This is a genomic window from Micropruina sp. (genome assembly GCF_047606365.1).
Classification (GTDB): Bacteria; Actinomycetota; Actinomycetes; order Propionibacteriales; family Propionibacteriaceae; genus Micropruina.
The window spans coordinates 54567-79486 of record NZ_JASGEN010000104.1 but is presented as its reverse complement, the minus strand read 5'-3'; the positions used below and the strand labels follow the sequence as shown (position 1 = coordinate 79486).

At 69.4% G+C, this 24920-nt stretch carries 26 protein-coding genes and 2 pseudogenes; 7 read left to right on the top strand and 21 right to left on the bottom strand.

What is annotated here, in order from left to right:
• Positions 1-272: 272 nt before the first annotated feature.
• The 8 genes from tyrS to QM624_RS12000 all read right to left on the bottom strand — a co-directional run bounded on the left by tyrS (position 273) and on the right by QM624_RS12000 (position 8918).
• Complete coding sequence (tyrS, locus tag QM624_RS12035) at positions 273-1550, bottom strand: tyrosine--tRNA ligase (RefSeq protein WP_415092079.1); 1278 nt, start codon at positions 1548-1550, stop codon at positions 273-275.
• 124 nt (positions 1551-1674) lie between these two features.
• Positions 1675-3111: an argininosuccinate lyase gene (gene argH / locus QM624_RS12030; RefSeq protein WP_415092077.1), complete on the bottom strand. Its 1437-nt coding sequence runs from the start codon at positions 3109-3111 to the stop codon at positions 1675-1677.
• A gap of 1 nt (position 3112) precedes the next feature.
• Positions 3113-3613, bottom strand: coding sequence for an arginine repressor (locus QM624_RS12025; protein WP_415092075.1), 501 nt, complete (start codon positions 3611-3613; stop codon positions 3113-3115).
• The gene (locus QM624_RS12020) at positions 3610-4815 is read right to left on the bottom strand and encodes an acetylornithine transaminase (RefSeq protein ID WP_415092073.1); all 1206 of its coding nucleotides are present in this window, start codon (positions 4813-4815) and stop codon (positions 3610-3612) included. Before QM624_RS12020 ends, QM624_RS12025 begins: the two co-directional genes overlap by 4 nt.
• Entirely contained in the window at positions 4812-5738 is a 927-nt protein-coding gene (argB, locus tag QM624_RS12015; protein WP_415092071.1) for an acetylglutamate kinase, read from the bottom strand. Before argB ends, QM624_RS12020 begins: the two co-directional genes overlap by 4 nt.
• Complete coding sequence (gene argJ, locus QM624_RS12010; RefSeq protein ID WP_415092069.1) at positions 5735-6889, bottom strand: bifunctional glutamate N-acetyltransferase/amino-acid acetyltransferase ArgJ; 1155 nt, start codon at positions 6887-6889, stop codon at positions 5735-5737. Before argJ ends, argB begins: the two co-directional genes overlap by 4 nt.
• Positions 6886-7941 carry an N-acetyl-gamma-glutamyl-phosphate reductase gene (gene argC, locus QM624_RS12005; RefSeq protein WP_415092067.1) on the bottom strand — a complete coding sequence of 352 codons (1056 nt, stop codon included), beginning with the start codon at positions 7939-7941 and terminating at the stop codon, positions 6886-6888. The genes argJ and argC overlap by 4 nt, the downstream gene beginning before the upstream one ends.
• A 197-nt stretch (positions 7942-8138) precedes the next feature.
• Positions 8139-8918: an HAD-IIA family hydrolase gene (locus tag QM624_RS12000; protein ID WP_415092065.1), complete on the bottom strand. Its 780-nt coding sequence runs from the start codon at positions 8916-8918 to the stop codon at positions 8139-8141.
• Between the two features lie 135 nt (positions 8919-9053).
• On the opposite strand from QM624_RS12000, the pseudogene hemC reads away from it, so the two are divergent.
• From hemC to QM624_RS11970, 6 genes and pseudogenes are all read left to right on the top strand, one after another.
• Positions 9054-9962: pseudogene (hemC, locus tag QM624_RS11995) on the top strand (hydroxymethylbilane synthase); the annotation flags it as partial.
• A gap of 3 nt (positions 9963-9965) precedes the next feature.
• On the top strand, positions 9966-10820 hold the full coding sequence (locus tag QM624_RS11990; protein WP_415092089.1) for a uroporphyrinogen-III synthase: 855 nt from the start codon (positions 9966-9968) through the stop codon (positions 10818-10820).
• Positions 10817-11800 carry a porphobilinogen synthase gene (gene hemB / locus QM624_RS11985; protein ID WP_415092063.1) on the top strand — a complete coding sequence of 328 codons (984 nt, stop codon included), beginning with the start codon at positions 10817-10819 and terminating at the stop codon, positions 11798-11800. Before QM624_RS11990 ends, hemB begins: the two co-directional genes overlap by 4 nt.
• Positions 11797-13110: a glutamate-1-semialdehyde 2,1-aminomutase gene (hemL, locus tag QM624_RS11980; protein ID WP_415092061.1), complete on the top strand. Its 1314-nt coding sequence runs from the start codon at positions 11797-11799 to the stop codon at positions 13108-13110. The genes hemB and hemL overlap by 4 nt, the downstream gene beginning before the upstream one ends.
• Positions 13107-13829: pseudogene (cobA, locus tag QM624_RS11975) on the top strand (uroporphyrinogen-III C-methyltransferase); the annotation flags it as partial. The gene hemL and the pseudogene cobA, both read left to right, overlap by 4 nt.
• Positions 13812-14372, top strand: coding sequence for a GNAT family N-acetyltransferase (locus tag QM624_RS11970; protein ID WP_415092087.1), 561 nt, complete (start codon positions 13812-13814; stop codon positions 14370-14372). The pseudogene cobA and the gene QM624_RS11970, both read left to right, overlap by 18 nt.
• Here QM624_RS11970 and QM624_RS11965 read toward each other — a convergent pair.
• The 10 genes from QM624_RS11965 to QM624_RS11920 form a co-directional block, all read right to left on the bottom strand.
• On the bottom strand, positions 14346-14735 hold the full coding sequence (locus tag QM624_RS11965) for a type II toxin-antitoxin system VapC family toxin (RefSeq protein WP_415092059.1): 390 nt from the start codon (positions 14733-14735) through the stop codon (positions 14346-14348). The two genes, QM624_RS11970 and QM624_RS11965, sit on opposite strands and share 27 nt — an antisense overlap.
• On the bottom strand, positions 14732-14962 hold the full coding sequence (locus tag QM624_RS11960; RefSeq protein WP_298130922.1) for a type II toxin-antitoxin system Phd/YefM family antitoxin: 231 nt from the start codon (positions 14960-14962) through the stop codon (positions 14732-14734). Before QM624_RS11960 ends, QM624_RS11965 begins: the two co-directional genes overlap by 4 nt.
• A gap of 84 nt (positions 14963-15046) precedes the next feature.
• Positions 15047-15679: an HAD family hydrolase gene (locus QM624_RS11955; RefSeq protein ID WP_415092057.1), complete on the bottom strand. Its 633-nt coding sequence runs from the start codon at positions 15677-15679 to the stop codon at positions 15047-15049.
• A 130-nt stretch (positions 15680-15809) separates the two neighbouring features.
• A complete protein-coding gene (gene pheT, locus QM624_RS11950; RefSeq protein ID WP_415092055.1) occupies positions 15810-18347 on the bottom strand; it encodes a phenylalanine--tRNA ligase subunit beta in 2538 nt (845 codons plus the stop codon).
• Complete coding sequence (pheS, locus tag QM624_RS11945) at positions 18344-19447, bottom strand: phenylalanine--tRNA ligase subunit alpha (RefSeq protein WP_415092053.1); 1104 nt, start codon at positions 19445-19447, stop codon at positions 18344-18346. The genes pheT and pheS overlap by 4 nt, the downstream gene beginning before the upstream one ends.
• Positions 19448-19517: 70 nt before the next feature.
• On the bottom strand, positions 19518-20345 hold the full coding sequence (locus QM624_RS11940) for a TrmH family RNA methyltransferase (RefSeq protein ID WP_415092051.1): 828 nt from the start codon (positions 20343-20345) through the stop codon (positions 19518-19520).
• 89 nt (positions 20346-20434) lie between these two features.
• Positions 20435-20800: a 50S ribosomal protein L20 gene (rplT, locus tag QM624_RS11935; RefSeq protein ID WP_298132257.1), complete on the bottom strand. Its 366-nt coding sequence runs from the start codon at positions 20798-20800 to the stop codon at positions 20435-20437.
• 75 nt (positions 20801-20875) lie between these two features.
• Positions 20876-21082: a 50S ribosomal protein L35 gene (gene rpmI, locus QM624_RS11930; RefSeq protein WP_298132259.1), complete on the bottom strand. Its 207-nt coding sequence runs from the start codon at positions 21080-21082 to the stop codon at positions 20876-20878.
• A 47-nt stretch (positions 21083-21129) separates the two neighbouring features.
• Positions 21130-21837, bottom strand: coding sequence for a translation initiation factor IF-3 (gene infC / locus QM624_RS11925; protein ID WP_415092085.1), 708 nt, complete (start codon positions 21835-21837; stop codon positions 21130-21132).
• Positions 21838-22064: 227 nt separating this feature from the next.
• Positions 22065-22562, bottom strand: a complete 498-nt coding sequence (locus QM624_RS11920; RefSeq protein WP_415092049.1) for an SseB family protein — start codon at positions 22560-22562, stop codon at positions 22065-22067.
• A 132-nt stretch (positions 22563-22694) separates the two neighbouring features.
• Here QM624_RS11920 and QM624_RS11915 point away from each other — a divergent pair, with 132 nt between their 5' ends.
• A complete protein-coding gene (locus tag QM624_RS11915) occupies positions 22695-23117 on the top strand; it encodes a hypothetical protein (RefSeq protein ID WP_415092047.1) in 423 nt (140 codons plus the stop codon).
• A 130-nt stretch (positions 23118-23247) separates the two neighbouring features.
• On the opposite strand, the gene QM624_RS11910 is transcribed toward QM624_RS11915, so the two are convergent.
• The 3 genes from QM624_RS11910 to QM624_RS11900 form a co-directional block, all read right to left on the bottom strand.
• A complete protein-coding gene (locus QM624_RS11910) occupies positions 23248-23709 on the bottom strand; it encodes a PH domain-containing protein (protein WP_415092045.1) in 462 nt (153 codons plus the stop codon).
• Entirely contained in the window at positions 23706-24551 is an 846-nt protein-coding gene (hisG, locus tag QM624_RS11905; RefSeq protein WP_415092083.1) for an ATP phosphoribosyltransferase, read from the bottom strand. The genes QM624_RS11910 and hisG overlap by 4 nt, the downstream gene beginning before the upstream one ends.
• Before the next feature lie 68 nt (positions 24552-24619).
• Positions 24620-24886, bottom strand: coding sequence for a phosphoribosyl-ATP diphosphatase (locus QM624_RS11900; protein WP_415092043.1), 267 nt, complete (start codon positions 24884-24886; stop codon positions 24620-24622).
• Between the last annotated feature and the right edge of the window lie 34 nt (positions 24887-24920).

Below are 24920 nucleotides of genomic sequence, written 5' to 3'. Positions count from 1 at the left end.
GAGCTATCCTGCCCCACCCACCCCACAACAAACACCGGGCCTAGGCGGCTCCTGACATGTAGACACACCGTACCCGTAAAGCTCTGGATTGGGATCCCTCCGGCCCGTCCGCCCCGAATCACTCCGAACCGTCCGACTCACCGAGAAGGCTTAAGAAACATTACTGAGCTGGCGCCGCCCGGTCAAATCGGCCTGGGCACCCGGGCGTGTCCGCTGTTGACTAGGGGTTTCAGCGAGGCTGACGCTCGGAGCGCCCGCGAGCCGGCCGCGACCTACGCGGACGCGCTGACCTCCAGTTGGACGGCGCCGACGGTCCGACGTCCGCGGCGGAGCACCACCAGCCCGCCGGGTAGCACGTCGTCGGCAGTCAGCCGTGCGGTCGGGTCGCTCACCTTCGCGTTGTTCACGTAGGCACCGCCCTCACTGATCGCCCGCCGAGCCGCTGACTTGCTGGGCACGACTCCGGCTGCCTCCAGGGCATCCACCACACTCGGCAGGCCGTCCTCGGTCGACAGGGTCCGAGCGCCCAGCTCGGCCGCCACCGCTCGCAAGGTGTCGACGGGCAACGACGCCAGGTCACCGCGTCCGAAGATGGCCTGGGCCGCCTCGGTGGCTGCCTCGCGCTCGGCCGGCGAGTGCACCAGGTCGGTGACGTCGTCGGCCAGGGCGCGCTGGGCGATCCGCAAGTGCGGCGCCTCCGCGCTGCGGGCGGCGATCTCTTCGATCTCCTCCCGGGGGCGCTCACTGAACACCTTCAAGTAGTCGATCACCTTGGCGTCCTCAGAGTTCAGGAAGAACTGGTGGAACGCGTACGGCGAGGTCATCGTCGGATCGAGCCAGACCGTGCCGGACTCGGTCTTGCCGAACTTCGTTCCGTCGGCCTTGGTCAGCAGCGGAGTCGCCAGCGCGTGCACTCGTGCTGCCTCCGAGCGCCGGATCAGCTCGACCCCGGCGGTGATGTTCCCCCACTGATCGGAGCCACCTGTCTGCAGGGTGCAGCCATGCCGCCGGAACAACTCGCGGTAGTCCAGGGACTGCAGCAGCACGTAGGAGAACTCCGTGTAGGAGATCCCCGACTCGAGGCGCGCTTTGACGACCTCGCGGTCGAGCATCCGGTTGATCGGGAAGTGCTTACCGACGTCGCGGAGGAAGTCGAGGGTGGACAGCTCGGCCGTCCAGTCGTAGTTGTTCACCACGACCGCACCGTTCTCACCGTCGAAGGAGATCAGCCGACTGACCTGGTCTCGGATCCGGGCCCCCCATTCGCCGACGAGTTCCCTGGGGTTCATCGACCGCTCGCCAGCCTGCTTGGGGTCGCCGATCAGGCCGGTGGAACCGCCGACCAGCAGGATCGGACGATGCCCGGCGCGCTGCAGCGCCCGGGCCACCATGATCTGCACCAGGTTGCCCATGTGGATGCTGGGGGCGGTGGGGTCGAAACCGACATAGAAGGTGATCGGTCCGGCGTCCAGGTGTGCGCGCAGCGCATCGGCATCGGTGGAGTGGGCGATCAGTCCCCGCCAGGACAGTTCTTCGAATACGTCGGTCACGCTGGGTAAGCCTAATGGGACGCGCCGGGCCCGGTGACCGAGAGAACCGTCCCCGGTGACCAAAGGAACCGTCCCCAGTGACCGAAAGAACCGTCCCCGGTGACCGCAGGGACGGTTCTCTTGGTCACTTTACGGTGAGCTTGGAGGCGGCGGCGCGGAGTTCGGCCAGCTGCTCGGCGACTCGGACGGGGGCGGTGCCACCGCGTCCGTCACGGGCGGCGACCGAGCCCTCGACGGTCAGCACCTCGAGCACCTGGGGGGTGAGCGCGGGGTGGATCTCGGCGAGCTGCTCGGCGGTCAGGTCGGGCAGATCGATGCCGCGGGCCTCGCAGTACTTCACCGCGGCACCGGTGATGTCGTGGGCCTGGGCGAACGGCACCCGCTGGCGGACCAGCCAGTCGGCCATATCGGTGGCCAGCGAGAATCCGCGCGGGGCCAGCTCGGCCATCCGGTCGGTGTGGAAGGTCAGGGTCGCCACCATGCCGGCCACCGCGGGCACCAGCACCCGCAGCTGGTCGAGTCCGTCGAAGACCGGCTCCTTGTCCTCCTGCAGGTCACGGTTGTAGGCCAGCGGCAGGCCCTTCAGCGTGGCCAGCAGACCGGTGAGATTGCCGATCAGGCGTCCGGCCTTGCCGCGGGTGAGTTCGGCGACGTCGGGGTTCTTCTTCTGCGGCATGATCGACGAACCGGTCGACCAGGCATCATCGAGGCTGGCGAATCCGAACTCGACGGTGCACCACAGGATGACCTCCTCGGCCAGCCTGGACAGGTCGACCGAGATCTGGGCCAGCACGTAGGCGGCCTCGGCGACCAGGTCGCGGGCGGACGTCCCGTCAATCGAGTTGGCGACCGAGCCGGCGAAGCCCAGGTCGGCCGCCACCGCCTCAGGGTCGAGGCCGAGCGACGTCCCGGCGAGCGCGGCCGAACCGTACGGGCTCTGGGCCAGCCGCACGTCGAGGTCGGCCAGCCTCTGCAGGTCACGGACCAGCGGCCAGGCGTGGGCCAGCAAGTGATGCGAGAGCAGCACCGGCTGGGCGTGCTGCAGATGCGTACGGCCCGGCATCACCGCACCGAGGTGCCGTTCGGCCTGGCCTGCCAGCGCTTCGATCACGGTGCCCAGCGACTCACCCAGCACGCTGAGTTCGTCACGCAGATAGAGCCGGATCAGGGTGGCGATCTGGTCGTTGCGGGACCGGCCGGCGCGCAGCCGTCCGCCCAGTTCGGGGCCGACCCGCTCGATCAGGCCGCGCTCCAGTGAGCCGTGCACATCCTCGTCGGTGGGTGCCGCCACGTAGGCGCCGGAGACCACGTCGGCCTCGAGCGCGTCCAGGCCGGCGATCATCCCGGTCAGCTCGTCGTCGGTGAGCAGCCCTGCGGCGTGCAGTGCCCGGGCGTGTGCCCGGGAGCCGGCCAGGTCGTGCCGGGCCAGCCTCCAGTCGAAAGCGGTGGACACCGACAGCGCGAACATGGCGTCGGCTGGGCCGCCGGCGAACCGGCCGCCCCATAGACGTCCGGTTGCCTCCGCACCGTCGTTCGTCGGCTCGGCTGGGGGGTTGCTCATCTCACTCCGTTCGTGGGTTGTGGCTCATCGCCAACATGGTCTCAGCCAGCGCAGCGCCACCGGTGGGATCGCGGGTGATCACCGCGATGGTGTCGTCGCCGGCGATGGTGCCCAGCACCTCGGGCAGCGCCACCCGATCGATCGCTGAGGCGAAGTACTGCGCGGCGCCCGGCGGCGTGCGCAGCACGGCCAGATTCGCCGATCCTTCGGCCGACACCAGCAGTTCGGCGCACAGCCGGGAGAGCCGGACGGTGGCCGCCGACGAGTCGCCGGGAGTCTCTCCGGCCAGCAGGGCGTAGCTGAACTCGCCGTCGCCCTGCCGGATCCGGATGGCGCCGACGTCGACCAGGTCCTTGCTGAGCGTGCCCTGGGTGACCGCGACGCCCTCGGCGGCCAGCAGCGAGGCCAGTTCGGTCTGGGAACGCACCGGTTGGCGTCCGATCAGCTCGACGATGCGGGCCTGCCGGGCGGTCTTCGTCTGCGGCAGCCGTGTTTCGTTCACCCGGCCTCCAGCAAGTCGGGCAGGGCGGCGACGAAGCCGTCCAGGTCGGCGTCGGAGATGATCAGCGGCGGCGCCAGCCGCAGCACGTTGGGGCGCGGCGCGTTGATCACGAACCCGGACGCCAGCGCGGCGTCCGCAACTGCCGGGGCGATCGGGTCGGTGAGTACCACGCCGCGCAGCAGTCCCTGCCCGCGCACCGCGGACACCGCCGGGTGGCGCAGGTCGAGGATGCCGCTCGCCAGCCGCTCCCCCGCCGTCCGGACGCGGGCCAGCAGGCCGTCCCGCTCGATGATGCCGAGCACCGCGAGCCCGGCCGCGGCGGCTACCGGATTGCCGCCGAAGGTGGTGCCGTGCGCGCCCGGTCCGAGCAGGGACGCCGCCGAACCGGTCGCCACGCAGGCACCGACCGGGAAGCCGTTGCCGAGGCCCTTGGCGAAGGTGACGATGTCGCCGGTCACCCCGGACTTGGTGCTGGCCAGCCAGTCGCCGCAGCGCCCGATGCCGGTCTGCACCTCGTCGATCCACAGCAGCGCGCCGGCGGCGTTGGTCAGCTCGCGTACCTGGGCCAAGTAGTCCGACGGCGGTTCCACCACGCCGTTCTCGCCCTGGATGGGTTCCACGATCACCGCGGCGACCCGATCGTCGAGGACGGCGGCGAGGGCGTCGGTGTCCCCGTAGGGCACGAAGATGACCTCACCGGGCAGTGGCTCGAACGGCTCCCGGTAGGCGGGGTTGCTGGTCAGCGCAAGTGCGCCGAGGCTGCGGCCGTGGAACGAACCCTCCATCGCGATCAGCCGGGTCCGGCCGGTGCGGCGGGTGATCTTGAAGCCGGCCTCGTTGGCCTCGGTGCCCGAGTTAGTGAAGAACACCCGGGCCGGCAGGTCGGGGTGGTTCGCGATAGCGAAACCGACCAGCTTCTCGGCCAGGGCGATCTGGGTGGGGGTGGCGAAGAAGTTCGACACGTGGCCCAGGGTGGACAGCTGCGCCGAGATGGCGCCGATCACCTGCGGGTGGGCGTGCCCGAGGGCGTTCACGGCCAATCCGGACAGCATGTCCAGATAGCGGTTGCCGTCGGCGTCCCAGAGGTGGACACCCTCGCCCCGCACGAACACCCGCTTGGGCGGTCCGAAGGTGTTCATCAGCGCATGCGTGTAGCGGCTGGTCAGCTCGGCCTGCGCACCGTTGTCGGCCACCACCGTCATGCCGGCTCCTGTTCCTCGGATTCGTCGTCGCGGACCACCATGGTGCCGATGCCCTCGGTGGTGAACACCTCCAGCAGCAGGCTGTGCGCCACCCGTCCGTCGATGATGGTGGCCCGGCCGACGCCCTCGCGGATCGCCTGCAGGCAGGCCTCCATCTTGGGAATCATGCCGGCCTCCAGCGACGGCAGCATCGCTTCGAGTTCGGACGTGGTGATCTGGGCGATCACCTGCTCACAGGTCGGCCAGTCGGCGTACAGGCCCTCGACGTCGGTGAGCACCACGAACCGCTCGGCGCCCAGCGCGACGGCCAGCGCGGCCGCGGCGGTGTCGGCGTTCACGTTGTGCACATTGCCGTCCTCGTCGGGGGCCACGGTGGCGATCACCGGGATGCGGCCGCCGGCGATCAGATCGAGGACCGTCTCCGGACGAACCAAGGTGACGTCGCCGACCAGGCCGATGTCGACATGCTCGCCGTCGATGGTCACCCCGCGACGGGTGGCGGTGAACAGCCCGGCATCCTCGCCGGACAGGCCGACCGCGAGCGGACCGTGGGCGTTGAGCAGGCCGACCAGTTCGCGTCCGACCTGACCCACCAGCACCATCCGGACCACGTCCATCGCCTCGGGCGAGGTGACCCGCAGCCCGCCGCGGAACTCGGACGGGATGCCGAGGCGTCCGAGCATCGACGAGATCTGCGGTCCGCCGCCGTGCACCACCACCGGCTTCAAACCGCAACGACGCAGGAAGACGATGTCGTCGGCGAAGGCCCGCTTGAGTTCGTCGTTGACCATCGCGTTGCCGCCGTACTTGATCACCACGATCTTGCCGGCGTAGCGCTCCAGCCAGGGCAGCGCCTCGATCAGGGTCTCGGCCTTGCCGACGACGCCCGCGAGGGTTTCCCGGGTCCGGGTGGTGGGGCTCATGTGGAGTACTCCGCGTTCTCTTTGACGTAGTCGTAGGTGAGATCGTTGGTCCAGATGGTGGCTGTTGCATCGCCGGCGTGCAGGTTGAGGTCAACGGTCACCTCACGTCCGGTCAGGTCCACCTCAGACCGGTCGGCACCCAGCTGGCCGTCGACGAAGACCTCGGTGCCGTTGAAGGCGACATCGACGTGGTCGGGGTCGAACTGGGCCCGCACCGTGCCGGCCGAGGCCAGCACCCGGCCCCAGTTGGGGTCGTTGCCGAAGACCGCGCACTTGAACAGGTTGCTGCGGGCGATGGCGCGGGCGACGGCCAGCGCCTCGTCTTCGGTTGCCGCGCCGGAGACCGTCACCTCGATGTCGTGGGCCGAACCCTCGGCGTCAGCGAGCAACTGCCGGGCCAGCGAATGGCAGACCCCGGTCAGCGCCTCGGTGAACTCCTCCGGGTCGGCTTCGACCCCGGACGCCCCGCTGGCCAGCAGGATCACCGTGTCGTTGGTGGACATGCAGCCGTCGGAATCGGTGCGGTCGAAGGTGAACCCGGTCGCGGTGCGGAGTGCGGCGTCCAGCTGGTCGGGAGTGATGACCGCGTCGGTGGTGAGCACGACGAGCATGGTGGCCAGCGCGGGCGCCAGCATGCCGGCACCCTTGGCCATGCCGCCGATCGCCCAGTGCTGCGGCGAGGAGTAGTCGGCCTGCTTGGCGACGGTGTCGGTGGTCATGATCGCCTCGGCGGCCGCCGGTCCGCCCTCTTCGGAGAGGTCCTGCGCGGCCAGCTCGATGCCGGCCAGCACCTTCGTCATCGGCAGCCGGACGCCGATCAGCCCGGTGGAGCAGACCGCGACATCCTCGACCTCGCAACCGACGGACGCCGCCGTCCACTCGGCCATCTGGCGGGCGTCGTCCAGACCGGCGCGTCCGGTGCAGGCGTTGGCGCCGCCGGAGTTGAGCACGACCGCGGCGAGCCGTCCGTTCGCTACGACGTCGGCCGACCACAGCACCGGTGCGGCCTTGAAGGCGTTCGAGGTGAACACGGCGGCCGCGTGGGCGTCCGGACCGTTGTTGACCACGATCGCGAGGTCGGGGCGTCCGGATTCCTTGAGGCCGGCGGTGACACCGGTCGCGGTGAAGCCCTTGGGGGTGGTGACGCTCATGGCGCGACTCCGATCGTGGACAGGCCGGTGGTCTCGGGCAGTCCGAGAGCCAGGTTCATGGATTGGACGGCGCCGCCCGCGGTGCCCTTGGCGAGATTGTCGAGCGCGGCGACGGCGACCAGGCGGTTCGCGGCTTCATCGACCGCGACCTGGACCTGCACGGCGTTGGAGCCGAGCACCGCCTGGGTCTGCGGCCAGATGCCCTCGGGCAGAAGGTGGACGAAGGGCTCGTCGGCGTAGGCGTCCGCGTACGCGGTTCGCACCCGTTGATCGAGCTTGTCGAGATCCTTGTTGTCGAGGTTGTCGCCGTTCAGTGGCGCGGTCACTGTGGCCAGGATGCCGCGCGCCATCGGCACCAGCACCGGGGTGAACGACAGGGTGGGCGCTTCGGCGCCGAGCCGGCGGAAGTTCTGCAGCATCTCGGGGACGTGCCGGTGCACCCCGCCGACACCGTAGGCGCTGGTGTTGCCCAGCAGTTCGGCGGCCAGCAGGTTCACTTTGAGGCTCTTTCCGGCCCCGGACGGCCCGGTCGGGGCGACCACCACCACGTCCCGGCCGTCGGTCAGGCCGGCGGTCAGCGCCGGCAACAGCGCCAGCGTGACCGTGGTCGGGAAGCAGCCCGGGACGGCGATCCGATTGGTCTGGGCGAGTGCGGCCCGCTGGCCGGGAAGTTCGGGCAGGCCGTAGGGCCAGGTGCCGGCGTGCGGCGTCCCGTAGAACTTCTGCCAGTCGGCCGGGTCGCTCAGCCGGAAGTCGGCGCCGGCATCGATCACCAGCACGTCGTCGCCGAGTTGCTCGGCCACCGCGGCGGACGCCCCGTGCGGCAGCGCCAGGAAGACCACATCGTGGCCGGCCAGGTTCTCGGCGGTAGTGTCGAGCACCTCGACGTCGGCCAACGGCAGCAGGTGCGGGTGGTGTTCGATCAGCCGCGAACCCGCGCTGGACTTGGCCGTCAGGTTGCCGATGGTGACCTCGGGGTGCTGCAACAGCAGCCGCAGTAGCTCGCCTCCGGCGTAGCCGGTGCACCCCGCGACAGCGATCCGAACAGACATAGGCATTACTATGCCGAAGGTGGAATGAATATTCCAATCGGCTCGCGACGAGACGACAAAACCCTCCCTAACCAGTTCAGCCCTCCCGTATGTGGGAGGGCGTAGGTAGTTAGGGAGGGCCTTGGGTGCCGGACGCGGAGCTGAGGCCGGCGTCCGACACCGGGCCGGGCACACCGCGAGGGCGGCCCGGCACCGGGTCAGATGTGCTCGATCAGCTCGTTCACGCCGCCGAGGATCTGGTTCGGCCGGAACGGGTACCTGGCCACGTCCGCGGTGGTGGTCAGTCCGCTGAGCACCAGGACGGTGTGCAGACCGGCCTCCATGCCCGCAACGATGTCGGTGTCCATCCGGTCGCCGATCATCGCGGTGGACTCGGAGTGAGCCTCGATCCGGCGCATGGCGGAACGGAACATCATCGGGTTCGGCTTGCCGACCACGTACGGCGTCCGGTTGGTCGCCGCGGTGATCATCGCCGCCACCGCACCCGCGGCAGGCAGCAGACCGTCCTTCGACGGGCCGGTGGTGTCGGGGTTGGTCACGATGAACCGGGCACCCTTGGTGATCAGCCGGATCGCCTTGGTGATCGCCTCGAACGAGATGTTGCGGGTCTCGCCGAGCACCACGAAGTCCGGGTCGGTCTCGGTGAGGATGAAACCGGCATCGTGGATGGCGGTGGTCAGACCCGCCTCGCCGATCACGAAGGCGGTCTTGTCGCCGGGCTGCTCGGCGAGGAAGGCGCCGGTGGCCATGGCGGAGGTCCAGATGTTCTCCTCGGGGATCCGCAGGCCGGAGCGCTCGAGGCGCGCGGCGAGGTCACGAGGGGTGAAGAGCGAGTTGTTGGTCAGAACAAGGAAGCGCTTGGAGGTGTCGACCCAGCGCTCAATCAGTTCGGCTGCACCGGGGAGGGCCTGTTCCTCGTGTACGAGGACGCCGTCCATGTCGGTGAGCCAGCATTCAATATCGCGAGCTTTTCGCATGACACCCACTATAGCGGTTTTTAGTCGAAACTACTAAAACACGCTCTGGCGGCATCGTTCGTCCGTTTCGTGGACACCTCGACCAGTCGCCGGATGCGGGCCACGGACGTCCGAGCCGTACGGCAAGATCGAGGGATGCAGATCCGGCTCGCGACCCGCGGCTCCCGACTGGCCATGGCGCAGTCGGGGATGATCGCGGACGCCCTGCGCGGCCTGGGCGCCGAGGTCGAGTTGGTTCCGGTCAAGACTCTGGGCGACGTCTCGACTGCGCCGCTGTCCAGCATGGGCGGGGTGGGCGTGTTCGTGGCCGCCGTCCGTGAGGCGGTGCTGGCCGGCGCCTGCGATCTGGCGGTGCATTCATTGAAGGATCTGCCCACCACCCCTGCCGAGGGATTGACCCTGGCTGCGATCCCCGAGCGGGAGGATCCGCGGGATGCCCTGTGCGCCCGCGACGGGCTCGGGCTCTGGGGTCTGCCGCGGGGCGCGAAGGTCGGCACCGGGTCGCCCCGGCGAGCCGCCCAGCTTCAAGCGGTGCGTGGGGATCTGGAAGTCGTGGACATCCGCGGCAACGTCGACACCCGGCTGGGCCGGGTCGGCGCCGATCTGGACGCGGTGGTGCTGGCTACCGCGGGCCTCAACCGGCTGGGTCTCTCGGACGCGATCACTGAGTTCTTCGAGCCGGACGTGTTGATGCCGGCGCCCGCGCAGGGGGCTCTCGCTTTGGAGTGTCGAACCGGAGACACCGAGCTGCTGGCCCTGCTGGCGCAACTCGATCACTCCCCCACCCGGATCGCGGTGGAGGCCGAGCGGGAACTGATGCGGCTGGTTGAGGCGGGTTGTGCTGCGCCGTTCGGTGCCCTGGCCGAGATCACGGCTGAACCGACTCAGGACTCGACCGCCGCCGACATTGTCTTGCCGGACAACCCGACCGTCGCTGGTCGAGCTTGTCGAGACCTTGAGGAACCCGTCGGCGATGAGGGGTTTCGACAAGCTCAACCAGCGGTGGCACGGCTGCGTCTGCGCGCCCGGCTGGCCACCCCCGAGGGGATGACGACTCTGGCCAAGTCGCTCCGGGTCGAGAGCGGATCGACCGGGCTACCCCAGCGCTCGCCCGACCCCCGAACTGTCGGCACCATCAAGGAGATTGTCGCCACCATGGCGCAGGACCTCGCGCCGCTGGTCGGGCTGCGAGTGCTGATGCCGCCGTCCCGGCTCTCCGAGGCGGTCGCACTCCGCGGCGCCCAAGTGACGACGGCGGCCTTCACCCGGCACACGACTGTCACCGACCCCCGACTTGCCGAGCGGATCGGCAGACTCGCCGCCGGTGGCTACGACTGGCTGGTGCTGACCTCTGCCCGCACCCTTGCCGCGCTGCGGGAACTCGGCGTCGACCTTTCCGTCGTACTGCCTGAGGGCACCAGGGTCGCCGCCGTGGGGCCTGCGACCGCGGCCGCTGCCCGCGAGGCTGGGCTGCCGGTGGACCTGCTGCCTACCTCGGGTTCCGGTGGCGCCGACCTGGCAGCCGCCTTTCCCGACGAACCGGGACGGGTGCTGGTCCCGGGAGCGGCCGATCCTGCCGCGGGTCTGGATGCCGGACTCATCGCCCGCGGGTTCCAGATCGACCGGGTCGCCGTTTATCGGACCGATCCCGTTGAGAGTCTCGACGATGAGATCCGCCTAGGCTGGCCGGACGGCTTCGACGCGTTCGTGGTGACCGCGCCGTCCGTGGTTCGGGCCGCCGCGGAGCTGTTCGGTCGGCCCGGTCCCGCGGTGGTCGCGCTCGGTGAAAGCAGTGCCGCAGCCGCCCGTGCCGCCGGCTTCACGGTGGTCGCGACCGCCGCCGAGGCAATCCCGGCCGGGCTGGTGAACGCCCTGGCCACCCTGCGAAAGGAAGACCGATGATCGTCCGTCCCCGCCGGCTGCGCAGCACGCCGGCCATGCGCGCTCTGGTGGCCGAGACCCGGATCCATCCGAGTCAGCTGGTGCTGCCGATGTTCGTTGCCGAGGGACTGGACGCGCCGCGTCCGATCAGCTCGCTGCCGGGGGTCGTGCAGCACACCGTCGATTCGCTGGTCGACGAGGTGCGCCGGTCGGTCACCCTCGGGTTGGGCGGCGTGATGCTGTTCGGCGTCCCCCGTCCCGAGGACAAGGACGCCGTCGGCTCGGTCGGCTCCTCGCCGGACGGCATTCTGAACCGAGCGTTGACCGCAGTTCGGGACGCCGTCGGAGACGACATCGTGATCATGGCCGACACCTGCCTGGACGAGTTCACCGACCACGGCCACTGCGGGGTGCTGGACAAGCACGGCCGAGTCGACAACGACGCCACCAACGACCGCTACGTCGAGTTGGCGCTCAGTCAGGCCCGGGCCGGCGCCCATGTGGTAGGGCCGTCCGGAATGATGGACGGCCAAGTGGCCGCGATCCGCGACGGGCTGGACGCCGCCGGCTTCACCGACACCGCGATCCTCGCCTACGCCGCCAAGTACGCCTCCGCCTTCTACGGGCCGTTCCGGGAGGCAGTGAACTCCTCCCTGGCCGGCGACCGGCGGAGCTATCAGCAGGATCCGGCGAACCGCCGCGAGGGCGTCCGGGAAGCCGATCTGGACGAGGCCGAGGGCGCCGACATGCTGATGGTGAAGCCGGCCGGGTACTACCTCGATGTCTTGGCCGATGTCGCTGCCCGGTCCCAGGTTCCGGTCGCGGCGTATCACGTTTCGGGCGAGTACGCGATGGTCTGCGCCGCCGCCGAACGGGGTTGGCTGAACCGGGACGCCGCGCTGGCCGAGGCGGTCACCGCCATCCTGCGGGCCGGTGCCGACATCGTGCTGACCTACGCGGCCTCCGAACTGGCCGAACGTGCGAACGGGAGCAAGCGATGAGTCTCTTTCAGCGGGCCTGCCGGGTGATCCCCGGCGGTGTGTCGTCACCGGTCCGGGCGTTCGGCTCGGTGGGTGGCGATCCGGTGTTCATCGCGCGGGCGTCCGGGCCGTATCTGTACGACACCGACGGCCGCGAGTACGTGGACGCCGTCGGCTCGTGGGGGCCGGCGCTGCTCGGCCACGCCCACCCGGAAGTGGTGGCCGCGGTGCAGGCTGCGGCGGCACGCGGACTGTCGTTCGGCGCCCCCACCCAGGCCGAGGTCGAGTTGGCCGAGGCCGTCCGGAACCGAGTGCCTGAGGCAGAGAAGGTGCGTTTCGTCTCCACCGGGACCGAGGCGTGCATGACCGCGATCCGGCTGGCTCGCGGCGCCACCGGACGCGACCTGGTGGTGAAGTTCGCCGGCTGCTACCACGGGCATTCCGACGGTCTGCTGGCCGCCGCCGGCTCGGGTGTCGCCACCCAGGGGCTGCCCGGTTCGGCCGGAGTCACCGCGGCGACCGCCGCCCAGACGATCGTGGTGCCCTACAACGATCCGGAGGCGCTGGAGGCGGCGTTCGCCGCGCACCCGGACCAGATCGCCGCGGTGATCACCGAACCGGCGCCGGCGAATATGGGCGTGGTTCCGCCGCGGGATGGGTTCAACGCGTTCCTTCGCGAGCTCACCCGGCGGCACGGCGCGCTGCTGATCTTCGACGAAGTGCTGACCGGTTTCCGGGTGGGTTACCGGGGCTGGTGGGGGCTGGAGCAATCGTCGGTCGAGCGTGTCGAGACCGCCCCGCTGGCTGAGGCGCCCGATCTGTTCACCTTCGGCAAGGTGGTCGGCGGCGGCATGCCGCTGGCCGCGATCGGCGGACGCTCCGAGCTGATGGAGCTGCTGGCCCCGGTCGGTCCGGTCTACCAGGCGGGCACGCTGTCCGGGAATCCGCTCGCGACGGCGGCCGGCATCACCACGCTGGCGCTGGCCGATGAGAGTGTCTACCAGCGCGTGGACGCCGCGTCGTCCGCGCTGCGGGTGGCGATCGGTGCGGCCCTGGATTCGGCCGGGGTTCCGCACCGCGTGCAGGCGGCCGGCTCGCTGTTCACCGTCTTCTTCGGCGACTTCGACGGCCCGATCGACAACTATCCGGCCGCCCAGCAGCAGGACTCGGCAGCCTTCGCCCGCTTCTTCCACGCCATGTTGGACGCCGGGGTCGCGCTGCCGCCGTCCGGCTACGAGGCATGGTTCCTGTCCGCGGCGCACGATGACGCCGTGCTCAACCGGATCGTTGACGCACTGCCGGCCGCCGCCCAGGCAGTAGGAGCTCGGTGACCAGGCGGGTCACCCTGGTCGGCGGAGGTCCCGGCGATCCGGGGCTACTCACCGTCGCCGGACTAGACGCGCTGCGTAGCGCCGATGTCGTTCTCTACGACCATCTGGCGCCGCTGGCCTGCCTGGACGAGTGCCCGCCGGGCGCACTGTTGATCGACGTCGGCAAGATCCCGGGTGGACGGGCCACCTCGCAGCAGCGGATCAACGAGCTGCTGGTCGAGCACGCCCAGGGCGGACGGCACGTCGTCCGGTTCAAGGGCGGCGACCCGTTCGTGTTCGGACGCGGTGGCGAAGAGGTGCTGGCCTGCGCCGAGGCCGGTCTTGGCGTGACGGTGATTCCGGGCGTCACCTCGGCGGTCGCCGGACCGGCGCTGGCCGGCATCCCTGTCACCCACCGCGGCGTCGTCCAGGCGTTCACCGTGGTCTCGGGACACGTCCCACCGGGGCACCCGGCCTCCACCACCGACTGGACGGCGCTGGCGCACGCCGGCCACACCATCGTGGTGCTGATGGGAGTGGCCAACCTCGGCGCGATCTGCACCGAACTCGTGGCGCAAGGGCTGCCCGCCGATACCGCGGCGGCCGTCATCGCGGATGCCTGGCTGCCCACCATGCGTACCGTCCGCGCCGGGGTCACCGAGATCGCCGAGCAGGCGAAGCAGGCAGGAATCCACGCGCCGGCGATCGCCGTGATCGGCGAGGTGGCCGCCCAGGAGTTGCCGGTCGTGGCGCCGTCCGAGTTTGAGCAGGTCGCGAAGGCCGATGAAGCCGCCATCGACGAGCTACGACCGGCGCGTGCCGACGACGCTGCCGAGCTGCTGGTGCTGCAACGCGCCTGCTGGACCTCGGACGCCATCCTCAACGACACCTTCGAGATTCCGGCGCTGCACGAAGACCTGGCCACCGTCCGGGCGAACTTCGCGACCTACGAGACCTGGGTGCTACGACGCGGCCCGCGCCTGATCGGTGCCGTGCGCGGAGTTCTGCGCGGCACCGACTGGGAGGTCGGACGCCTCATGGTCGCCCCCGACCTGCAGGGCCAGGGACTCGGACAGATGCTACTGCAGCACATCGAACGTCAAGCACCGCCGTCCGCGCGTCGACTGTGGCTGTTCACCGGCAAACGCAGCGAGGCGAATATTCGCCTCTACACCCGGGCCGGTTACCAACTCATCCCGGACGACGACGATTCGCTCCCCCACGTGCCGCACACCGTGCGGCTGGTGAAGCTCACCTCACCAGAGAGTTCGCAGGCCGGGTAGACCCTGGAACACCGAATCATCGGTGATCAGCGTCATCGACTCGATCATCGCCTGCGCGGCGAGCATCCGGTCGAATGGATCACGGTGCTCCCAGTCCAGGCCTCCGCTGAGCAGACAGTGATCCTCGGTCAGCGGCAGGCGAGTCACTCCAAGACGATCAAGATGGCGCGCGTAGCCGCCGATCACCGCGTCGGCCTGCGGCAGCTTGCCGATTCGATGCTTGGTGGCGATCTCCCACGCCGATGCTGCTGACACGACCACCTGCGACCTGCGGTCGGCCACCACTCGGGCAGCCCCTGCACCAAGACGCGATGGCGCCGTCAGCGCCCAGAGCAGCGTGTGCGTGTCCAGCAAGTAGCTCATGCCGAGCCTTCCCAGGCGGCGAGTTCCTCCTCAGGCAATGGCTCGAAGAACGAGTCTGGCACCTCATAGGCGACGAACCCGAGTTCCCGCTCCTCGGTCTCCTTCAGCGGGACCAGACGCGCAACCGGACGATCACCGCGGGAGATGACGATCTCTTCGCCGTGCTCGACGGCGGTCAGCAGGGCAGACAAATGCGTCTTCGCGTACTGCACCTTCACCGTGTCCATAGCTCAATGGTAGGTAGGTGGTCATGATTGGTCAACCAACATTGGTCAACTTAGTCTCTCGTTCGCCGCGAGGAGGCAGCTATGTCAGCTGGCGCCGAACAGCGAAGCCACTTCCGCGAGTGAATCGACGTGCTGAACGCCTTGCTCTTCCAGTTGTTGATGCCCGCCGGTGAAGTGCACGAACCGCATGCCCAGCGCTTGCGCGATCTCGTGGTCGTGGTTGGTGTCGCCGACCATCACAACCCGCTTCGGTGAAAGGCCGGACGCATCGAGCCAGGACGCGATGACGTCGTGTTTGGACGCCTCATGCGCATCATCAATGCCAAGGACCTCACTGAACGACGTGGCCACACCGTGCGGACGCAGTTGCGCGTGAAGGGTGCTGGTCACGGTCGCGGAGGCGAGAATCTGGCGCAGCCCGCGGCCAGTTAGTTGTCGCAGAGCGGCGCGTGCACCGGGATGCAGCGCCGCGGCCGGGATGGCTTCGCTGAGCAGCGCGAGATACCGGTTCGCCGCGACCGGATACGCCGCCTCATCGATACCGAGATCGGCATAGAACGCGCGGATCGGGAACCGGAAGACCCGTCGGTAGGAGGCAAGATCGGGCACCTCAGAGTGTCCATGCTCGGTGAGCACCCGATTCATCGTCTGTCGGCAGACCTCGACGTCGTCGAGGAGCGTGCCGTTCCAGTCCCAGCACACCGCGTCGATTCGCATCTGTCCCTCGCTCTACCCGATACCTGATCACGGTAACGGCCGACGAGGACAGTTCTGCGTGCCCGATCGGAAGACGTCTTCTCCGGTCGTGCGGCGCCAAGGGGTCTCGACAAGCTCGACCGGCGGAAGGTCAGGCGCGTTGGACGGCCTCGAATCGGCGCACGGCCTCGGCCACTGCGGCGTCACGGGCACCTGCGATCTCGGCGTCCTTCAGCGTCCGGTCGGGAGCCCGGAACCGGAGTGCGAAGGCCAGCGACTTCGAGCCGTCCGGGATCTGCGAACCGCGGTAGATGTCGAACAGGTGGATCGACTCCAGCAGGTCGCCGGCTCCGGCGACCAGGGCGTCGGTGACCTCACCGGCGCTGACCGTTTCGGCGACCACCAGGGCGACGTCCTCCTTGGCGACCGGGTGCTGCGACACCGAGTCGATGCTGCCCGGTCCGGGCGCGACGGCGAGCAGCACGTCGATGCTGATCTCGGCGGCCGCCGTCCGGGCCGGCAGGCCGAAGGCCTTGCACACCGTCGGGTGCAGTTCACCGGCATGGCCGAGCAACACGTCACCGCCAGTCGCGTCAGAAACCAGCAGCTTCGCGCAGCGTCCGGGGTGGAACGGGGCATGGTCGTCGGCCTCGCGGCGCACCGCCACGCCCGCCTCGCCGGCGGCCAGTTCGGCGAAGGCGATCGCGTGCTTCCAGGACGCCGGCTCGGCCGCGCCGTCCCAGCCGGCCGGACGCCAGGCACCGGTCAGCACCGCGGCCAGATGCCGCGGTTGCACCGGCAGCGCAGCCTCGATCGCGGCCAGCTCCTCCTCGCTCGGACGCCCGTCGACGCCGGGCACCGGGGCCGCGGCACCGCTCCCGGCCCGGAACACCGAACCGGCCTCGAACAGGGCCAGATCATCGTTGCCGCGTGAGGTGTTGCGCTGCACGGCGGCGAACAGGCCGGGCAGCAGCGACGTGCGCAGGTACGGGCTGGTCTCGGCCAGCGGGTTCGCCAGCCGGACGACGGCACGACGGCGGTCGTCGGCAGGCAGCCCCAGCCGATCGAGATCCTCAGCCGAACCGAACGGCAGGGTCAGCAGCTCGGTGAAACCGCTGCTGGCCAGCGCCCGGACGATCGCCCGCCGGTTGACCTGCCCGGAGGTCAGTCCACGACCGGCCGGCGGGGTCGGCAGAATCGAACCGATGGTGTCGAAGCCGATCTTGCGGCCGACCTCTTCGACGTAGTCGTAGGGGTCACGCAGGTCGCGGCGCCAGGTCGGCGGCCACAGTTCCAGCTCACCGTCGGACGCCTCGCTGACGGCCACGCCGCTGGCCCGGAAGATCTCCGCCACCCGCTCGGCGGGCACCTCGACACCGAGGATCTGCGACGGCAACTCGACCCGGATCCGCTGCGTGGGCATGATCGGGACAGCGCCGGTCACGGTCTCGGCTGACGACAACACGCCGCCGCCGAGTTCGACCAGATGCCGCGCCACCAGGTGCGCAGCCGCGTAGGTCGCGGCCGGGTCGGTGCCACGCTCGAACCGCTTGGACGCCTCGGACGGCAGCCCGTGCCGGCGCATCGACCGCGAGATGGTGGACGGGTCGAACGCGGCCGCCTCGATCACGATGTCGGTGGTGGTGGCGTCACATTCGGTGGTGGCACCACCCATCACGCCGGCGATGCCGATCGGACCGGAGTCGTCGGTGATCAGCAGATCGTCGGCCGACAAGGTGCGTTGCACGTCGTCCAGAGTGACGATGCGCTCCCCCGCGGACGCCTTGCGCACCCGGATCGGACCGGACAGCTTCGAGGCGTCGTAGGCGTGCAACGGCTGGCCGACTTCCAGCATCACGTAGTTCGTGATGTCGACCGGCAGCGAGATGGGCCGCATGCCGGCCATGGTCAGCCGCTGCTGCATCCAGCGCGGGGACGGCGCGGTCTCGTCCACCCCGGTCACGGTCAGCGCGACGAACAGCGAGCAGGCCGGGTCGTCCAGGACGACCGGGTAACCGTCCGCCACCGGCGCCGGCACAGCCCGGTCGACCACATCGGTGAATGGCACACCGAGCGCCTGGGCAGCCTCGCGGGCCAGGCCACGGATCGACATGCAGTAGGCCATATCGGGCGAGACGTTGATGTCGAGCACCTCGTCGCCCAGCCCCAGGTACGCCGACGGGTCATCCCCCGGCACCAGACCAGAAGACGACGGCAGCACGATGATGCCGTTGTGGTCGGTGCCGATGCCCAGTTCGTCCTCGGCGCAGATCATGCCGTCGGAGAGGTGACCGTAGGTCTTGCGCGAAGTCAGGGTGAAGCCGCCGGCCAGCACGGTGCCGGGCAGGCCGACCACGACCAGGTCACCGACGGCGAAGTTGTGCGCGCCGCAGATGATGCCGCGGACGCCCTCGGTCACATCACGCCCCTCCACCGGGGCCGGCGGGCTGTCCGGGGCAAGAGCTGCGCCGACGTCCAGGTGACACCAGCGGATCACCTTGCCGTTCTTCTGCGGCTGATCGACAAAGTCGACGACACGTCCGACGGCCAGGGGGCCGACGCCGGCGCCGAACTGCTCGACGGTCTCGACCTCGAGTCCGGCCCGGATCAGCACCTCGGCCAGTTCCCGGCCAGACAGCCCCTCGGGCAGCGCGACCCAGTCGCGCAGCCAGCTCATCGGCGCCCTCATCGAGCAACCCCCTTCAACATGCGGCTGAATCGGATGTCGCCCTCGACGAAATCGCGCAGGTCGGAGGCGTTGTTGCGGAACATCAGGGTGCGGTCGATGCCCATGCCGAAGGCGAAACCGCTGTAGACGTCGGGGTCGACGCCGCAGGCGCGCAGCACCCGCGGGTTCACCACGCCGCAGCCGCCCCACTCGATCCAGCCCTCCGACTTGCAGGTGCGGCAGGGCCGGTCCGGGTTGCCGACCGATTCACCGCGGCAGACGAAGCACTGCAGGTCGACCTCGGCGCTCGGCTCGGTGAACGGGAAGTAGTGCGGACGCATCCGGGTGCGGATGCCCGCCCCGAACATGGCCTGCGCGAAATGGTCCAGGGTGCCGCGCAGGTGGGCCATCGAAATGCCCTTGTCAACGGCCAGTCCCTCGATCTGATGGAACACCGGCAGGTGGGTGGCGTCGTATTCGTCGGCGCGGTACACCTTGCCCGGGCAGACCACGTACACCGGCAGTTCACGCTCGAGCAGCGAGCGGATCTGCACCGGGGAGGTGTGGGTGCGCATCACCAGGTGGTTGCTGACCGGCTCGACGAACAGCGTGTCGGTCTCGCCGCGGCTGGGGTGGTCGGCGCCGATGTTCAGCGCGTCGAAGTTGAGCCACTCCGATTCCAGTTCGGGGCCCTCGGCGATCTCCCAGCCCATGCCGACGAAGACGTCGCTCATCAGGTCGATCAGCCCGGTGATCGGATGGATCGCGCCGGCCGGGTGCAACTCGACGGGCAGCGTCACGTCGACCGCTTCTTCGGCCAGCACCCGGGTCAGTTCGGCGGCCTCGACCTCGGCGGTGCGGGCGGCCAGCGCCTTCTGCACCCGTCCGCGGGCCGCGCCCAGCAACTGCCCGGCCTGCTTGCGGTCGGCGGGCGGAATGGCGCCGATCGCCCGGTTGGCCAGGGCCAGCGGCGACCGGTCCCCGGCGTGCGCCAGCCGGGCGTCCTTCAGCGCGGACGTCGAGTCGGCGGCGGCGATGGCGGCCAGCGCCTCGGCGACCATCGCGTCGATCGCCTCAGCGCGCAGCGAAGCGGCCGGATCGGATTCATTCGGGACTGACATGCGTCTGTTCTCCGTTGTCTCATGCCTGCGCGCGGACGCGGCAGGTTGTCGCGGGCTGTCCGCGGAATGCCTAGCCGGCGGCCACCCGGGTGTGCTGGGCGCTGGCCGAGGCATACAGGCAGACCGCCGCCGCGGTGGCCAGATTCAGACTCTCGGCCTGGCCGTAGATCGGGACGGCGACCGTGCTGTCAGCCAACTTCAGGTGCTCGACCGGAAGCCCCCAGGATTCGTTGCCCATCACCCACGCGGTGGGCTCGCCGAGCTTGTCGGTCAGGTCGGTGAGCTCGGTGCCGGCCTCACCGTCGGTGGCGAACACCTGCAGACCGGCGGCCCGGCAGGCGTCGATGGCCTCGGCCAGGTCGACCCCGACCACCAGCGGCAGGTGGAACACACTGCCGACACTGGCCCGGACCGTCTTCGGGTTGTACACCTCGACCGAATCCGAGGACAGGATGACGGCGTCGGCACCGAAGGCGTCCGCGCACCGGATCACCGTGCCGGCATTGCCGGGGTCACGGATCTGCGCGCAGATCACCACCAGCCGGACGTCAGGCGTGACCGCCTCGGCGAGCGGGACGTCGAGCGTGCGGCAGACCGCGACGACCCCCTGCGGGGTGACCGTGTCGGTGATGGTGGCAATGTTCTGCTCGCTGACCGCGTAGTGGGTGACCCCCGCCTCACGGGCAGCGGACAGCAGATCGACGTGATCGTGCACCGCCGCCCAGCGGAAGAACACCGCCTCGACGATGTCCGGCTGCTTGAGCGCCTCGCGCACCGCCTGCGGCCCCTCGACCAGGAATTTGCCCGTCGCCCTGCGCTCCTTGCGGCGCAGCAGCGCCCGGGCGGCACGCAGTACCGCCTGGGACGGTTCGGGCAATTCCAAACGTTCGGGGATCATCGGCGATCGCCTTTCGGCTCAGCGAGGGTGGGACGGAACAGCGCGATACCGCGAGGGTTCGCGGTATCGCGCTGACCTGCCGGGGTTGGTCAGGCGGTGGCGCCCGCGTTGGCCTTGGCCAACTCGACGAGCTTGCCGAACGCCGGGGCGTCGTTCACCGCGAGCTCAGCGAGCATCTTGCGGTCGACCTCGACGCCGGCGGCCTTCAGGCCGCTGATGAACCGGTTGTAGGTCATGCCCTCGTTGCGCGCGGCGGCGTTGATCCGCTGGATCCACAGCGAGCGGAAGTCACCCTTGCGGTCCTTCCGGTGCGCGTAGTTGTAGGTCATGCTGTGGAGCAGTTGCTCCTTGGCCTTGCGGTACAGCCGGGACCGCTGCCCACGGTAACCGGACGCCTGCTCGAGAACTTCGCGGCGCTTCTTCTGGGCATTCACCGAACGCTTGACGCGTGCCATGGTGGGTTAACTCCTTGTGTCGATCGGTCCGGGCGCGCCGGACCACGCGCGAGAACTGCGCGGGTGGTGGTGGGGTCAGCGGGCCTTGTACGAGCCGAGCAGCTTGCGGGCCTTCTTGGCGTCGCCCTTGGCAACGACGGCGTCGCCGTCCAGCCGGCGGGTACGGGTGGTCGGCTTGTGCTCGTTGAGGTGCATCTTGCCCGCCTTGCGGTGCATCACCTTGCCGGAGCCGGTGAGCTTGAACCGCTTCTTGGCGCCCGAGTGCGTCTTCATCTTCGGCATCGTGCCGCTCGCTTTCTTTTCGTGGATCTCACAGCTTGTGAGAGGTCTTACAGGTCGATGTCGGGGTCCATGTTGTCGGCCGGACCCCGGCGCTTCTTGAGGCTGACGCCACCCTGATGGGCAGCCCGATGCTCGGCCTCCGCGTTGCGTTCGGCCTCGGCGTCCGCGGCGCGCTGAGCCATCCGGGCCTGCTTGTTCGCCTCGGCGTCGACGCGCGCCTCCGACTTCTTCTTCGTCGGGGACAGCACCATGAGCATGTTGCGGCCGTCCTGCTTGGGCGCCGACTCGACGAAGCCGTCCTCGACCACGTCGTCGGCGAGCTTCTTCAGCAGGTTGAACCCGAGTTCCGGACGGCTCTGTTCGCGGCCGCGGAACATGATGGTGATCTTGACCTTGTCGCCCGCCTTCAGGAAGCGCACGACGTGACCCTTCTTGGTCTCGTAGTCGTGGCTGTCGATCTTGGGGCGGAGCTTCATTTCCTTGATCACGGTGTTGGTCTGGTTGCGCCGGCTCTCACGGGCCTTCTGGGCGGCCTCGTACTTGAACTTGCCGTAGTCCATGAGCTTGGCGACAGGCGGGCGCGCCATCGGGGCCACCTCCACCAGGTCGAGATCCGCCTCGCGGGCGAGCCGCAGCGCGTCCTCGAGCCGCACGATGCCGACCTGCTCGCCGGCAGGCCCGACCAATCGCACCTCGTTGGCGTGGATGCGATCGTTGATCCGTGGTTCGCTGATGTTTCCTCCAGTGTGTTGCAGCGTGACGGTGCCGACCGAAACGAAAAGGCCTCCGCCGATGCGGAGGCCCACGGGTAAGACACGGCCCTCGCTGCATGCAGCAGGCCGGTCGGCGACCCGCCGACCAGAGGCCGGGCGGGTGGGAGTGCGGGACCCCACTTCGGAGGACCAGCCGGAAACGGCCGGTCGACGAGCACCATTCTAGCTTGAGTTGCGCCCGGTACCGAATCGGGGCTCAGTGCCCGGCGCTACGAGCTTGCGACGCTGAGCCAGCCCCAGCCGTCCGACAGTTTCATCAGCCGGTTCCCGGTGGCGAGCGGACGGATCAACTCGCCTTCGATGGTCAGCAGATGTGGGCCGGCGACGTCGATCACGATCGCCTCCGCACCGGTCTCCACCGCCGTGGCCGCGACGTCGTCGAGGGTGCAGGGCACCGGTCGCGCCATCGGGTCGAAAGCGCGCAGGGCGTCCAGGCCGGTGAACGCCAACACCCCGCTGGCGCCGGAGGCCGAGGTCATCAGCACCGCCGACATCTCGGCGTGCCGATCCGGATCGGGGCCGTCGCCGGATTCGTCGCCCGAGGCGACGATCGGCAGCAGCAGGCGGGCACCGCACAACGCCGCGACCGCCGACAGGTACGCCTCCGGGTCACCGGTGCCGGACGCGGCCAGCGCGGCGCGCACGTCGGCGTCCGGCTCGCCACGATCGCCCGCCCATGCGGCGTTGACCTCTCCGAGAGTCTTCACTCCCCCAGCCAACCACAGACTGTCGCCCCGAACGGAGCCGAGAGCTCGGCGACCGGCATTCCCGGCAAAGTCGGCACGAATCCACCCGGACGGCCGCTGGCAGACGGCGGGCGATGCTGGCACGCTGCTCGCATGGATATCTCCCTGTGGGTGATGATCATCGCCATCGGCTGGACCGTCGTCGGCCTGATCCTGGTGGCCGCCCTGTGGTCACGGGCGCCCTGGAAGGCGGTGATCGCCTGGCTGGGCATCGCGCTGGTGCCGCTCGGGCTGTGGCTGGCCGGACTGTCACAGGCCGCGATCGACGGTTGGAACACGCTGGCGCTGTGGTGGCAGGGACTGATCTTCACGCTGCCCGTGATGATCGGTGTCGGCCTGCTGGGGCTGGCGGCGCTGCTGCTGGTGGTGTCGAGGCTGGTGCCGAACCGCCCCCGCAAGCGCAAGCAGGCCAACGAGATTCCGTCGGCGACGACCCCGCCCAGCTACCGGCCGACTCCGCCGCGCAGTGAGGCGGAGAAGACCCTGATCCTGCCGGAGAACCGCCCCAATCCCTGACATCCCTATTTCGTCCAGGTCATTCCGGGATCTCGTCATCCCGGCGAACGCCGGGATCTCCGCAGCCGCGAACGGCATGGAGGCCTGAGGAGATCCCGGGGCAAGCCCGGGATGACGCGAGGTGGGCTTCCTACTGCGAAGGCCCTTCGGGGCGATCCACTCCGTAGGCCTCGGCGAGCCGGGCCCGCAGGTCGGCGACGTGTTCCTCGGCGAGATCGCGGTCGCTGCGCTGGACTCCCAGCAACGGGCGCTGCTCGATGTCTCCCCGGACCACCACCGACGGCCACGGGTCACCATCGCGATAGCGGAAGGCCTTGATCTCCGCCCAGGGCACGACGTGCGTCCGGACGCCGTTGCGGAAGGTGAGTCCGTCGCCGTCCGCCCGGACGTAGCTCAGCCCGAGACCCAGCGCCATGGCGATCATGATCGCCAGGAAGAGCAGCAGGGTGAGCACCTGGATCGGGGTGAACAGGTCACGGATGTGCTGGGGCGTCATCGTCCAGCCGAGGAGCGACGCAAGCACCAGGGAGCTCGACAGGGAGACGCCCATCCGCAGGGCCGCGCGCGGGCGGTACGTTACGGGCTCGGTCATAGCCGGCAGGCGACGATGTCGGTGACCAGGATGGCGTCGGCGCCGACGTCCCACAACTCGTCCATGATCTGCGGCGCCGAGGCCCGCGGAATCATCGCTCGCACCGCCACCCAACCTGGCTTGGCAAGGGGCGACACCGTCGGGGCATCGAGTCCGGGGGTGACCTCGCAGGCCGCGTCGAGCGCGGTCTCGGGCACGTTGTAGTCGACCATGTAGTAGGTCCGGGCGGTCAGCACGCCGGTCAGCCGACGGACCAGCCGGTCCATGCCCTCCGGAGCCTCCGCGCCGGCGCGCTGGATGAGGATCGCCTCCGAGGTCAGGATGGCGTCCCCGAAGAGTTCCAGGCCGGCCCGCTTCAGGGTGCTGCCGGTCTCGACGACATCAGCCACGGCGTCCGCGACCCCGAGCCGCACCGAGGATTCCACGGCGCCGTCCAAGTGGATCAGTCGCGCGTCGATGCCCTGCTCACCGAGCCAGTTGCCGACCAGGCCCGAGTACGAGGTGGCGATCCGCTTGCCCTGCAGGTCGGCGACCGTCCAGGTCTCACCACCCGGGGCGGCGAACCGGAACCGGGTGCCGCCGAAGCCGAGGGCAAGCACCTCTTCGGCCTGCGCGGCCGAGTCGATCAGCATGTCGCGGCCGGTGATGCCCAGATCGAGGGTGCCCTCCCCCACGTACACGGCGATGTCGCGGGGACGCAGGTAGTAGAACTCAACGCCGTTGTCGGCATCGACCAGCACCAGATCCTTGGAATCATGACGCTGCCGGTAACCGGCCTCGCGCAGCATCCCGATGGACGCTTCGGAGAGGGAGCCCTTATTGGGCACGGCGATCTTCAGCAGGGAACGCTCAGACACTGTGCTCACTCTACTGGTGGTCAGCGGGCTCCGCGAACGGGTGTCATCGCTGCTCAGAGGTGGGCGTAGACGTCGTCGAGGTCGAGGCCCTGCGCGACCATCAGCACCTGCAGGTGGTACAGCAGCTGGCTGATCTCCATCGCCGTGTCGTCCTTGGACTGGTATTCGGCGGCCATCCACACCTCGGCGGCCTCCTCGACGATCTTCTTGCCGATGGCATGGACGCCGGAATCCAGCTCGCGGACGGTGCCGGATCCTTCCGGTCGCTCGACGGCGCGCCGCTGCAGTTCGACGAACAGCTCTTCGAAGCTCTTACTCACGGGCAGGCAGTCTACGGTGCCGGTGCGGCATGCT